At 58.3% G+C, this 11866-nt stretch carries 11 protein-coding genes and 1 tRNA gene; 5 read left to right on the top strand and 7 right to left on the bottom strand.

The annotated features are described in order from the left end of the window. Positions 1-61 precede the first annotated feature (61 nt). The 4 genes from BLU28_RS08315 to BLU28_RS08300 form a co-directional block, all read right to left on the bottom strand. Positions 62-709 carry a hypothetical protein gene (locus BLU28_RS08315; RefSeq protein ID WP_077986289.1) on the bottom strand — a complete coding sequence of 216 codons (648 nt, stop codon included), beginning with the start codon at positions 707-709 and terminating at the stop codon, positions 62-64. Between the two features lie 247 nt (positions 710-956). Continuing rightward, complete coding sequence (locus BLU28_RS08310; protein WP_077986290.1) at positions 957-1493, bottom strand: AAA family ATPase; 537 nt, start codon at positions 1491-1493, stop codon at positions 957-959. 206 nt (positions 1494-1699) lie between these two features. Continuing rightward, positions 1700-3178 carry a trigger factor gene (gene tig / locus BLU28_RS08305; RefSeq protein WP_004442056.1) on the bottom strand — a complete coding sequence of 493 codons (1479 nt, stop codon included), beginning with the start codon at positions 3176-3178 and terminating at the stop codon, positions 1700-1702. A gap of 240 nt (positions 3179-3418) precedes the next feature. Then, a tRNA-Leu gene (locus BLU28_RS08300) sits at positions 3419-3501 on the bottom strand. A 591-nt stretch (positions 3502-4092) separates the two neighbouring features. Between BLU28_RS08300 and BLU28_RS08290 the strand changes: the two genes are divergently transcribed. From BLU28_RS08290 to trmFO, 3 genes are all read left to right on the top strand, one after another. After that, the gene (locus tag BLU28_RS08290; protein WP_004442060.1) at positions 4093-4239 is read left to right on the top strand and encodes a DUF1127 domain-containing protein; all 147 of its coding nucleotides are present in this window, start codon (positions 4093-4095) and stop codon (positions 4237-4239) included. Positions 4240-4711: 472 nt separating this feature from the next. After that, positions 4712-4855 carry a DUF1127 domain-containing protein gene (locus tag BLU28_RS26860; RefSeq protein WP_003495735.1) on the top strand — a complete coding sequence of 48 codons (144 nt, stop codon included), beginning with the start codon at positions 4712-4714 and terminating at the stop codon, positions 4853-4855. A gap of 518 nt (positions 4856-5373) precedes the next feature. Next, the gene (gene trmFO / locus BLU28_RS08280) at positions 5374-6816 is read left to right on the top strand and encodes a methylenetetrahydrofolate--tRNA-(uracil(54)-C(5))-methyltransferase (FADH(2)-oxidizing) TrmFO (protein WP_035211531.1); all 1443 of its coding nucleotides are present in this window, start codon (positions 5374-5376) and stop codon (positions 6814-6816) included. A gap of 6 nt (positions 6817-6822) precedes the next feature. On the opposite strand, the gene BLU28_RS08275 is transcribed toward trmFO, so the two are convergent. Genes BLU28_RS08275 through BLU28_RS08265 form a run of 3 tightly spaced genes read right to left on the bottom strand, consistent with a single transcriptional unit; the run spans position 6823 to position 9219 of the window. Continuing rightward, positions 6823-7440 carry a TadE/TadG family type IV pilus assembly protein gene (locus BLU28_RS08275; protein WP_035211530.1) on the bottom strand — a complete coding sequence of 206 codons (618 nt, stop codon included), beginning with the start codon at positions 7438-7440 and terminating at the stop codon, positions 6823-6825. Continuing rightward, on the bottom strand, positions 7437-8003 hold the full coding sequence (locus BLU28_RS08270; RefSeq protein WP_035211529.1) for a TadE/TadG family type IV pilus assembly protein: 567 nt from the start codon (positions 8001-8003) through the stop codon (positions 7437-7439). The genes BLU28_RS08275 and BLU28_RS08270 overlap by 4 nt, the downstream gene beginning before the upstream one ends. Position 8004: 1 nt before the next feature. Continuing rightward, positions 8005-9219 carry a TadE/TadG family type IV pilus assembly protein gene (locus BLU28_RS08265; protein ID WP_035211528.1) on the bottom strand — a complete coding sequence of 405 codons (1215 nt, stop codon included), beginning with the start codon at positions 9217-9219 and terminating at the stop codon, positions 8005-8007. A 428-nt stretch (positions 9220-9647) separates the two neighbouring features. Between BLU28_RS08265 and BLU28_RS08260 the strand changes: the two genes are divergently transcribed. Both BLU28_RS08260 and BLU28_RS08255 read left to right on the top strand, forming a co-directional pair. Then, positions 9648-10775, top strand: coding sequence for an S-(hydroxymethyl)glutathione dehydrogenase/class III alcohol dehydrogenase (locus BLU28_RS08260; RefSeq protein WP_004442072.1), 1128 nt, complete (start codon positions 9648-9650; stop codon positions 10773-10775). A gap of 134 nt (positions 10776-10909) precedes the next feature. Then, positions 10910-11800, top strand: a complete 891-nt coding sequence (locus tag BLU28_RS08255) for a hypothetical protein (protein ID WP_077986291.1) — start codon at positions 10910-10912, stop codon at positions 11798-11800. Positions 11801-11866: the final 66 nt, after the last annotated feature.

Below are 11866 nucleotides of genomic sequence, written 5' to 3'. Positions count from 1 at the left end.
TTTTCGCCCCTAAAGAGACTTTCTCACCTGCGAACTAACCGTATACAGCCAGCCCGCCCCCTCACCACCGAATACTGTACCGCGCACTTACCCCCGGCCGGAAATGATCCGCATAACCCTGATCCAGCGTCCCGCGCACCGTCAGGTGATCGCCCAGCTTCTGTTCCACCGCGACACCGCTGCTGAACTCGTTGAAACTGTTGCGGCTCGCCCCCGTCAGCACGAAGGCCGTGCCGGTTTCCGAGCGGGACAGGCGCAGCGATTGTGAGACATCAAGCCCGTTCCATTGCTGCGCCGTGCCGTCATACCGCACGGTGAAATTGCGGTTCGCCTCGATATCCAGCTCCGGCGTAACGATACGCTTCTGCTGCGAGGTCATGGAAACGCTGCTCGACCCTGTCAGGGCGTTGAACATGACGCCGACATCCCGCGCAAGCGAGACGCCCGGCAGTTGTTCGGCCAGCAACGTAACATTACCCCACAGCCGCACCGGCGTATCCACCACCCGCCCCGTCTTTGAGGCATTCATGCCCATTTCCAGCCCGGCCCGGATCGGGGTATCGACCGGCAGTTTCGCGCCGATGCGCGCCGTATAGGACCGATCGGAATTCTTGACCGGCTTCCAGATCAGCCCCGCCTCATCGGCATGGGCGGCCGCGGCTGCGGTGAAGAACAATAATACAAGGGCAGAACCCGTTCGGAGCGACATACTTGTCCCCTGGCAAATTAAGGGCGCACCGGGAGAACCCGGCAAGCACGGTAAAAGCTAAGGCCAATGGTTTGGCTGCGATGAGGCCACTTTCAAGCGGCGCAATGCCCGAACGGCCGCCTGATACGACCGGGCAAATCATGCTCCGCAGGGTGCCAGATGAACGGGAGATGAACAAGAGCATATGCAGCAAAAAATCATGCTGCACTGCATTGTGATCGGAACAAGGATGCGGGACGCCCGGTCGCTACTCTTTTTCAATTGGTGGCGCGCAACGCGCGAGAATATCATCCACGACAGCATTTAGAGATCGGGATGAATCGATGACCGTGGCGTAAGCGGGAATGTCTTCTTTCGTCGCATGGAGCTGCAGAACAAATTCCCGCTCCTCCGGCTGTCCGCCAAACTCGTCCCGGGGTCTTTCGATCAATCGTCTTCGCAGGGTCTCGCTTTCAAGATCGAGAACGAAGACCTCAGCGAACACATCGATAAAACGCTGAAAATTCCTTGAGCCACCGCAGAAGAATGTGAGCGTCTGGCTGTGATCGGCGGCAATCCGCCGAACCTTTTCGACATCCCATATATGATGCCGGTGACGGAAACGCATATCCGCCGCATCGCCCTCCAGAGCTGGATCAAGGGCCGCGCCCGTTTCAGGGTCGCCCTTATATGCAAGTTCGCGGTCGCCATGGATCACATGATGGCCGCGTCGCTGAAGTTCTGTTGCAACCGATGTCTTGCCGACACCGGAGACACCCTCGATCAGGTAGTTTCTGACACCCATGGCGCTTCCATTGACTCCCCCGCTTTGGCCGGTGACGCATGAACTGGTGGCCATGGATTGGAAACATAATAACCAGGGATGACATAACCATGTCGGAAGACTGTGGATCGGGTGACTGTCGCACCCCACCAAAAAAGACGGCCAAACAAAAAGGCCGCAGCTTTCGCCACGGCCCTTCCATTCAAATCAGCTTGCACTGAAGAAGATTATTCGGCGTCGCCTTCAGCAGCCTTCTTCTTGGCCGGAGCCTTCTTCTTCGGGGCGGCTTCTTCGCCTTCAGCGGCGTCGTCAGCCTTGGCAGCAGCCTTTTTCTTGGCAGGCGCCTTCTTCTTGGTTTCCGTGGCTTCTTCGCCGTCGTCAGCCAGCAGCTCTTCCTTGGAAACGGTCTTGTCCGTTACCGAGATTTCGGTGAGCAGCTTGTCGATGACCTTTTCTTCGAAGATCGGAGCGCGCAGCGAAGCGGAAGCGCCGGGGGTGTTGCGGAAGAAATCGAGGATTTCCTTCTGCTGGCCCGGGAACTGCTGCAGCTGCTGGAACAGCGCGCGCTGCATTTCCTCTTCGGTCACTTCGACGCCGGCCTTTTCGCCGATTTCGGAGAGAACGAGGCCAAGACGGACGCGGCGTTCAGCCAGCTTGCGATATTCTTCGCGGGCTTCTTCTTCGGTCGTGTCTTCGTCAGCGAAGGTCTTGCCGGACTGAGCGAGATCGGTGTTGATCTGGCGCCAGATGTTGTCGAACTCGGCGTCAACCAGGCCAGCCGGCGTGTCGAACTTGTACATCTCGTCCAGCTGGTCGAGGATCTGACGCTTGACCTTCTGGCGGGTGACGTTGCCGTACTGGCTTTCGATCTGACCCTTGACGATTTCCTTCAGCTTTTCAGCCGATTCGAGGCCAAGCTTTTCGGCCAGTTCGTCGTTGATTTCAACCGGAGCGGCGGCAGCAACTTCCTTGACGGTGATGTCGAAGTTGGCTTCCTTGCCGGCAAGGTTCGCCGCCGGGTAATCGGCCGGGAACGTCACTGTGATGGTCTTTTCGTCGCCGGCCTTGACGCCAACCAGCTGGTCTTCGAAGCCGGGGATGAAGCGGCCCGAACCGAGAACCAGTTCAGCGTCTTCAGCAGCGCCGCCGTCGAAAGCAACGCCGTCAACCTTGCCGAGGTAGTTCATGGTGACGCGGTCGCCTTCAGCGGCCTTGCCCTTCTTGGTCTCGTAGGTGCGGGCGCTTTCGGCGATCTTGAGGATCTGCTCGTTGATTTCGTCTTCGGTCACTTCCACAACTTCGCGGGTAACCTTGATGCCGTCATTGGCCTTCAGTTCGATGGCCGGAATGATTTCGTAGGCAACGGTGAATTCGAAGTCGGATTCGGCCGACAGGATCTTTTCAGCTTCCTGCTCGTCTTCGGTCATGGAGATCGCAGGCTGCGTTGCAGACTTCTCGCCACGGCTGGAGAGGATTTCGGACGGCTTTTCACGAACCAGCTCGTTGACGAGGTCGGCCATGATGGACTTGCCGTACATCTTCTTCAGGTGGCCAACCGGCACCTTGCCGGGACGGAAACCGTTGATGCGAACCTTGTCCTTGGCGTCGACCAGGCGCTCGTCCAGACGGGCCTTCATGTCGGCAGCCGGAATAACGACCTTGAGTTCGCGCTTCAGCCCTTCAGCGAGCGTTTCGATAACCTGCATTTTCCTAACCTTCACATCATGGCGGCGGTGCTCAGACAGCCGTTGGTTTACTTTCGAGCACTGCGCCGGAAACATCGTTCCCCGGCCGTGGCTTCCCTTATTTCTTACACAAGCGCCTGCCGGACACCGTTACGCCTGCACCGGAGAATAAAGACCAAAGGGGAGAAATGAACCCCGAAGCTCCCCGCATCCTGTAAGGATGCACTCTGGCGCAAGCGTGGCACAGCCATGCCTTGCTTGTGGTGCGGGTAGAGAGACTCGAACTCCCACGCCGAAGCGTTGGTACCTAAAACCAATGCGTCTACCAATTCCGCCATACCCGCACGTTGGGCGGCGGTATGTCACAATGTTCAGAAAGGGTCAAGCACGCCGTTCCGCTGCCTTTCGTTTCGCCCGGACTTTTCTTGCCGGCCGGGCTGGGCAGAAGGAGGCCCGACCCGCTTTCGCGACCGGCCAACGGATTTTCGGAACACGAAAGACCGGCAAGCCTTCCGGATACAGGGACGAAAGCGGCGTAGCGCGCCATCGTCCTCCCCGATTACCGACCCCCCATCATATGGCCGCTTCACGCTAACACGCGGCTGCACTGACATTATATATAATATGGCATGGCGGGCACATGATGGCGCCGGTACCGCCGCACGCAGCCGCCGCATGACGCACCGCCGCAAGGCTGCAGCGGATAACTCCATCAAAAGCACACAAATTGGTCACAAATTATGCATGAATCGCCGCAATCGGGGCGTTTTACGGGATTGCATTGCGTTTAATGCATAGGTGGCATCTTGCTTTGTCTGTTTTTGTTTTGATTAAACCGATTATATTTATGGTCATACAGAGATCGAGTTCAGCCCCGGACCAAAGCCTCCCAAGACTGGCCGCGGCGACTGAACAGCACGAAGAGGAAGATGAAAATGAACATTGCACGCTCGCTCACCAACTGGCGCAAGTATCGTCAGACCGTAACCGAACTCGGCCGCATGACCGACCGCGAACTGAATGACCTCGGCATTGGCCGTCAGGACATCCGCCGCGTCGCCAAGACCGCCGTCGGCTTCTAATTGGACGCCCCGCCGCTCTGCGGCGGATGCGAGACGACCTACCCAAAAAGGCCTGAGGCTTCCGCCTCTGGCCTTTTTTCGTTTTGGGCGGCGCCCACCTCGAAGCAATTCTTCTGTACCGCCTGCTGGGCCGACGGATGAATGCATTGATGCCGAGTGTTGGCGTACGCGAGGATGATGTCCGAGCCTGCTCCGATTGCCCTCTCACGCCGCAGAGCCCCTTCGAAAGCCGTCTAAGGCCGCCATACCCCTCAAAGCCGCCTCAAAGGCAGGCATTTCCGCTCATATCTTGCCCATATGATACCCAAAGCCGCAAATTTAGACGACATACTGCACAAATGCATGGCAGTAGCCTAAATTCTGCACTGCACAACATGGCTTCATGTCTATATATAAACCTCAACAGCCGAGAGCACAGAGAAACCGCTGAGCCGGCAGACGAAATCAACAGAGATAGATTGAGGAAACGACCATGAACCCTATCCGCATCGCAAAGAACTGGATCTCCTACCGCCGCACGATCAACGAACTCGGCAGCCTCTCCAACCAGGCTCTGAGCGACATCGGCCTGACCCGTTACGACATCCGTAACGTAGCAGCCCGTTCGTTCCGCTAAGGCGTAAACGATCGTCCCGCTGCCCGACCTCCAGGGCGCGACGATTGAGCGACAGGTTAAGAAAGCGGCGCCTCTGGCGCCGTTTTTGATTCTGGAGTTTCCGCTGCAAGCAGCTATTTTTCGAAGATGCACTCCTGGCTTCCGCCACCATTCGGTTTTACAGGGCCGGCCGGCATTTCGGATACGGGCGCTACGCCAAATACATCGGGTTCGAGATCGCCGCTTGTTTCTTTTCCCCGCCGGGGAGAAGGTGGCCCGAAGGGTGGGATGAGCGGGCTAGCTCCCCTGATATCTCCAACCTCGCCCACTCATCCCGCTGCCTGCTTCAAATGCGCGCCTGCTCCTCGATCCCGGCGGGAGCTTCGTAGCCCACCAGCCTCCATCCGCCAAAACCATTTGGCTGCCCCCGCCATGCATGCTAGTGCATCGGCAAACAATGCCGCGTCCTTTTAGGACCCGCGCGGAACACTCACTCGAATGACGGCCGCCGGACGGGAGCCTTGGCCCCGCGGCCGCCCATGGACACCGACATGCAAGACAAGACCATTTCTCCCATTCACGTCGTCGGCGGCGGGCTGGCCGGCTCGGAAGCCGCATGGCAGATTGCGGAGAGCGGCGTTCCCGTCATCCTGCACGAAATGCGCGGTGTGCGCGGTACCGATGCACATAAGGGCGATACGCTGGCGGAACTGGTCTGTTCCAACTCCTTCCGCTCCGACGATGCGACTGCCAATGCGGTTGGTGTCATCCACGCGGAAATGCGGCTTGCCGGCTCGCTGATCATGGCCTGCGCCGATAAGCACCAGGTGCCGGCCGGCGGCGCGCTTGCCGTTGACCGCGACGGATTTTCCGAGGCCGTGACGAAAACGCTGGAGGGTCACCCACTGGTGACGATCGTCCGCGAAGAGGTGAACGGCCTTCCGCCGAAGGAATGGGGCAACACGATCATCGCGACCGGGCCTCTTACCTCGCCGGATCTTGCCGCCGCCATCCAGGCCGAGACGGGTGAGGATGCGCTCGCCTTTTTCGACGCCATCGCCCCCATCGTCCACCGCGACAGCATCAACATGGATATCTGCTGGTACCAGTCGCGTTACGACAAGGTCGGCCCCGGCGGCACGGGCAAGGACTACATCAACTGCCCCCTGGATGAGCAGCAATATAACGCCTTCATCGACGCGCTGATCGCCGGCGACACGGTCGGTTTCAAGGAATGGGAAGGCACGCCCTATTTCGACGGCTGCCTGCCGATCGAAATCATGGCCGAGCGCGGACGCGAAACGCTGCGACATGGCCCGATGAAGCCGATGGGCCTCACCAATGCCCACAACCCCACCGTCAAGGCCTATGCCGTCGTCCAGCTGCGCCAGGACAATGCGCTCGGCACGCTCTACAACATGGTCGGTTTCCAGACGAAGCTGAAATACGGCGTTCAGGCGGATGTGTTCCGCATGATACCCGGCCTCGAAAATGCGGAATTCGCGCGCCTCGGCGGCCTGCACCGCAACACCTATATCGATTCCCCCACCCTGCTTGACCCCTCGCTGAAGCTGAAATCCCGGCCGGACCTGCGTTTCGCCGGCCAGATCACCGGTTGTGAGGGTTATGTGGAAAGCGCCTCCGTCGGCCTCCTCGCCGGCCGCTTCGCCGCCGCCGAGCAAAAGGGCGAAACCCCGAGCCTGCCGCCGGCTACCACCGCGCTCGGTTCGCTGCTCAACCACATCACCGGCGGCCACCTGTCTTCCGATGATGAACCGGGCAAACGCTCCTTCCAGCCGATGAACATCAATTTCGGCCTCTTCCCCGAACTGGAGCCGGGCTCGATCGTCAAGCCAGAAGGCGTCAAGCGTTTTCGCGGCAAGGACAAGACGATCATGAAACGTCAGCTGATTGCGGCGCGGGCGTTGAAGGATTGTGCAGCGTGGCTCGGCGAAGGCCAGACCGCCACAGAAGCGCAATGAGGCTGCTCAGTCCGGTTTGGGTACAGATTTGGGTTTGGGCGTGCGCGTGAGGTTCCATTTTGCGAAATCCGATTTGCCGCTCTGGTATGGATATCGCTGGGAAAAGAACGGGTTAACAGCCGCAACATATTCGAATTTGAGCGTGATATCGGCGAGGACCGCGATCAGCGGCTTATAGCTGTACCGCCCGGAGACGACGATGATAGCTTCCTGGGCAACGAAACCGTTGGCAATCACGGTTTTCTCCCATGGCACATCTTCGGCAGAACCCATAAAATTGTGGGCGGGAAATTGCAGCCGGGCGACCTTGTCCACCAGTTTGACGCTTCTCAGCGTCAGGTCAAGTTTGCCCGTCTGGAGAATGCCGTTGCCGGAAAGGACGACGAAACTCGGAACCCCCGTGCGCACCCGTTTCTCGAATTCGGGAAATCTTGCCGCCCAGCGTGCCGAATTATCAACGACCGTCATGAACCGGTCATAACTCAGCCACCCTCGCCCTACCTCAATGACCACGGCAAGCATAAGGACGAGCAGCGGTGCCAGAAGCCCCATTTCCACCGCCGCAGCGCCAGAACGGCAACGACCGAAACTGCCAAGACGAAAAAACCATCTCGTCTTTTTCATTCGGTCACCCGTACGGCAGTGATGGCCAGGGAAATGTTGCGCAACTGATGAATGCCACCCGTGTCCGGCACGAGGAGCCGCGTCGTCGGCATCAAAAAATTCCACTTGTAACCGATTGCCAGAATGTACTGCCCGGCGGTATCGGCGGGCGGGCGAAAATCGTTCACGATCGGTGTGGGCACTTTGGCTTCGGCAATATCGTCGTCCGGGATCGGCAAGAGAGCGATCTTGAGGTTGGTTTCGTCCGTCCCGCCAATGAAATGAGAGGCAATTGCCTTGCGCAACGCAATCTCGGTCGCCGGCCGACCGTCCGCCGCCGCCTTGCGGAGATACTCGATGCCCGCATTGGACGCAAAAGAGAGATAGAGGTAATAGAGCATCAGCAGGCCGATTTCGAGCGTCCCGAAAATCAGCGCAAAAAAAAGCGGCAACAGCAGCGCCGTCTCCACCGCCGTTGCCGCCTTTCGGTCGCCAAACAACCGGTAACATGCCGCGTGCGTGAACCGGCATCCGCGCGGGCCGCCGCAGCTTTTATCCTGAAGCAGGGAAAGAAAAGACTTCATCTCAGTCTTCTTCCACTCGATCCACATAGATGAGCTGGAAGCCCGTGATGATGCCGCCGAAACTGTCGCTCAGTCCGGTAGCCTCGATAGTCACCCGATAGATGGAGTAGGCTTTGACCCTGAAACTGTAATCCCTCGGTGTCCAGGCAATGCTGTTTTTATCTTGAGTCAACTCCCACACCTTCTGCTGAGGTCTCAGGGTGGGGAGCCGCTGCTGTAGCGAAATCTTGATGCCGTTGGTTTTTTCCACGTCCTCGACGGCCCGGCGCCCATTATACCAAACCATGATCTTATATATTCCGGGGTGAAGCTCGACATCCTTGTAGATCGAGCTATTGGCTTCATTATTTTTTTTCTTGCCGGGCGCAGGCGGCCCCCAGTCGCTGTCGAGTTCCATGACATAACGGGTTGGCAATGAGAGCTCGGTGCCCACCTTCTTTTCGATTTCGATCTTGTCGGTGGTCTTTGCCTTATCGACTTCCTTCAGAGTGCAGGCTTTGTCGTTGGCGGTAGGGGCCTCGTTGAGTTTCTTGCTCTGCATTCCGGCTGGATAACCCTGCCAATTGTGGTTACGGCGGCAGCAGGGGCTGCTCCAGTCCTGCAACTCGACACCGGGCCCGGTGCCGCCATCCCATCCAATTTCAGAATAGGGATAGACACCCCAGCAACCGCCGGGTGTTTCCTTGGTGACGCCGTTTTTCAAGATCCGCTCGACGCCGAGAGCGTTGCTCTCGAACATATTGTCAATGATGACCGCATCGTCCTCGGGGTAAGGCGGGATACCTTCGCAGGACTCATTGAGGCGATATTTCAGCTTATCGAGATTGAACATCTCCGAGAAAATCAAACTGTAACTGAACTCGGCCTTGATATTCGTCGTGGTCCAGTCCACCTTCACCTCGCGCGAGAGGACCTTCTGCTTGGTGGATTGAATCATCGCATCGAAGGCTGCGGCCACATTGTCGCGCCGGACTTCGTCGGACAATGTGTAGGTGCGAGTCGGCTTGGTGGCTCTTTCACACGCCATGGCCATGACCCGCTTTGACTGGTTGTAATAGGCCAGCGCCCTGCCACCCTCAAAAAGCAGCCCCAGCAAAATGATAAAGACCGGCAGCAGCAGTGCTGTCATAATGGCGAAGGTGCCTTTGCGGTCTTTGAGGAGCGACGAAAACGGCGCCCTTTTCCATGCTGCTTTTTTTATCCACCTGCTCGTCATCAAAATACCGTCTCATGTCGCTCATCACCATGGGAAAGGCGCGCTGTGAAAAGCGACTGGCCTGGCTTTCTGCGACGCTAAATATGTCCGGCTGACGCCGGTTGATTGAAAATTGATCTTTGGCCGCCTGCGGCGCTGCTTTTCGGGCAACATCGCCTGACCACTGAAAATACAGGGGTCAATTAACACGCAAACAGTAAATCAAAGCTCAATCGGAACTGAAAAATATGACGCAAATTCATATGCTTAGTTTATTTATTAATAAATTAGCTATCTTCGATAGAAGCGTATGAGCGTGTGACGCCGGTACAGGATTTGCGTCCACGGTGACATGCGTAAACACAAACTTGGGCTTGCCCCTTGTCCCTCCAGCCAAGCTCGGGCAAAACAGCCCCATCCAATCACAAGACAATGCCAGGAGATAAGATATGGACGTCCGCGCCGCCGTTGCCATTCAGGCAGGAAAACCGCTCGAGGTCATGACCGTTCAGCTCGAAGGTCCCCGGGCCGGCGAAGTGCTGATCGAGGTCAAGGCGACCGGCATCTGCCACACCGATGACTTCACCCTTTCCGGCGCCGATCCGGAAGGCCTGTTTCCGGCCATTCTCGGCCATGAAGGCGCCGGCATCGTCGTGGATGTCGGACCGGGCGTTACCTCCGTCAAGAAGGGCGATCATGTCATTCCGCTCTACACGCCGGAATGCCGCGAGTGCTATTCGTGCACCTCGCGCAAGACCAATCTCTGCACCTCCATCCGCGCCACGCAAGGCCAGGGCGTGATGCCGGACGGCACCTCGCGATTCTCGATCGGCAAGGACAAGATCCATCACTACATGGGCTGCTCGACCTTCTCGAACTACACGGTTCTGCCGGAAATAGCGCTCGCCAAGATCAACCCGGACGCCCCCTTCGACAAGGTCTGCTACATCGGCTGCGGCGTCACCACGGGCATCGGTGCGGTCATCAACACCGCCAAGGTCGAAATCGGCTCCACGGCCATCGTCTTCGGTCTCGGCGGCATCGGCCTCAACGTGCTGCAGGGCCTGCGTCTTGCCGGCGCAGACATGATCATCGGTGTCGACATCAACCCGGACCGCAAGGCCTGGGGCGAAAAATTCGGCATGACCCACTTCGTCAACCCGAAAGAAGTCGGCGACGATATCGTGCCCTATCTCGTCAACATGACGAAGCGCAACGGCGACCTGATCGGCGGCGCGGATTACACCTTCGACTGCACCGGCAATACCAGAGTCATGCGCCAGGCGCTGGAAGCCTCCCATCGCGGCTGGGGCAAGTCGGTCATCATTGGCGTTGCGGGTGCTGGCCAGGAAATCTCCACGCGTCCGTTCCAGCTCGTCACCGGCCGCAACTGGATGGGCACCGCATTCGGCGGCGCGCGCGGCCGCACGGATGTGCCGAAGATCGTCGACTGGTACATGGAAGGCAAGATCCAGATCGACCCGATGATCACCCACACCATGCCGCTCGAAGACATCAACAAGGGCTTCGACCTGATGCACAGGGGCGAAAGCATCCGCGGCGTCGTCGTGTACTGATCGGCTGGCAACGTCAGGCGCGCAGCACGCGCGCCTGCCCATTCATGCAAATGTGATCGCTCCTTCGGCCTTGCAGCCAGCGCGATTAACGGGACGGTAAATCTATCGTTGTAATCCCATAACGCGCGGTGGGGTTGAAAAATCTCTTCCTCAGGCCGAGTGACGCCAGACAGCGGAGAGCGCCCCTGAAAATCGTATCGATCGATAACGGAAACCGCGCCGCCGCCATCAGTCTTCTGACGAAAGGTTTCCCTGAAAAGAGCGAGGCCTTCTGGTCCCGCGGGCTTGCGCTGATCGCCGAACATCACGAACGCCGGCAACTCGGTCCGGTCGGGCAATTGCTGATGAAAGGTGACGCCGCCGCCGGTGTATTGCTGACAATCAAAAGCCGCCTGCCGGATACCGGCACTGTCGTCGTCAATCTGTCCAGCTGGTATGTCGAGCCGGCTTGCAGATGGTTCGCGCCGCGCATGCTGCAAATGGCGTCGTCTTCAGAGGATGAGGTCTTCACCGACCTCACCCCCTCGGCCGAAGCCTGCAGGCTGAATGAGAGGCTGGGCTTTCACACGGTGACGGATTGCACGCTTTTTTATCCCCTGCCGTTGAAGGCGTTGCGCCCCTCGAGCGCCCGCCTCATAACGCTTGCCTCCGCTCAACCCGGTACGCTGACCAGCGAGACGCGTGAGATGCTTGAAGATCACGCGCGCCTCGGCTGCATCGTCGCCATCATACAGGTGGATGGCCGTCATTACCCGCTGGTCTTTCTGAAAACGGCGACCAAAAGGGCACCCTCCGCGCGCCTCATCTATTGCGAGGACCGCGCAGTCGTACAAAGACACATTTCCGCGATCGCCCGCCATCTCCTTCGCCACGGCAGATTTGCCATGACGATGGCTGCACTCGAGGGTGAACGAAACGCGGGCGGCTTCGCTGCACATAAATCTGCGCCGATACAAGTAAAAGGCGCATGGAACCCACAATTTATTAACGAAACATACTCAGAGTTGGTGTTATTGCCACCCTAGGTATTTTAGTGGTGCTGGGGTTGTCCTGACCGAAACCTGGCCTTTACAGATAAACGGGGTTCCGGG

It is taken from the genome of Agrobacterium pusense, from assembly GCF_900102105.1.
Taxonomy (GTDB): Bacteria; Pseudomonadota; Alphaproteobacteria; order Rhizobiales; family Rhizobiaceae; genus Agrobacterium; species Agrobacterium pusense.
Note: the sequence above shows the minus strand (reverse complement) of the source record. Positions and strands in the feature narration are given on the sequence as shown.

Coding starts and splice junctions, on each gene's coding strand:
- BLU28_RS26860 (WP_003495735.1), top strand. CDS start 4,712: ATGAACCCTATCCGCATCGCAAAGAACTGGATCTCCTACCGCCGCACG.
- BLU28_RS08310 (WP_077986290.1), bottom strand. CDS start 1,493: ATGGGTGTCAGAAACTACCTGATCGAGGGTGTCTCCGGTGTCGGCAAG.
- BLU28_RS08260 (WP_004442072.1), top strand. CDS start 9,648: ATGGACGTCCGCGCCGCCGTTGCCATTCAGGCAGGAAAACCGCTCGAG.
- BLU28_RS08275 (WP_035211530.1), bottom strand. CDS start 7,440: ATGAAAAAGACGAGATGGTTTTTTCGTCTTGGCAGTTTCGGTCGTTGC.
- BLU28_RS08290 (WP_004442060.1), top strand. CDS start 4,093: ATGAACATTGCACGCTCGCTCACCAACTGGCGCAAGTATCGTCAGACC.
- BLU28_RS08265 (WP_035211528.1), bottom strand. CDS start 9,219: ATGACGAGCAGGTGGATAAAAAAAGCAGCATGGAAAAGGGCGCCGTTT.
- BLU28_RS08315 (WP_077986289.1), bottom strand. CDS start 709: ATGTCGCTCCGAACGGGTTCTGCCCTTGTATTATTGTTCTTCACCGCA.
- trmFO (WP_035211531.1), top strand. CDS start 5,374: ATGGACACCGACATGCAAGACAAGACCATTTCTCCCATTCACGTCGTC.
- tig (WP_004442056.1), bottom strand. CDS start 3,178: ATGCAGGTTATCGAAACGCTCGCTGAAGGGCTGAAGCGCGAACTCAAG.
- BLU28_RS08270 (WP_035211529.1), bottom strand. CDS start 8,003: ATGAAGTCTTTTCTTTCCCTGCTTCAGGATAAAAGCTGCGGCGGCCCG.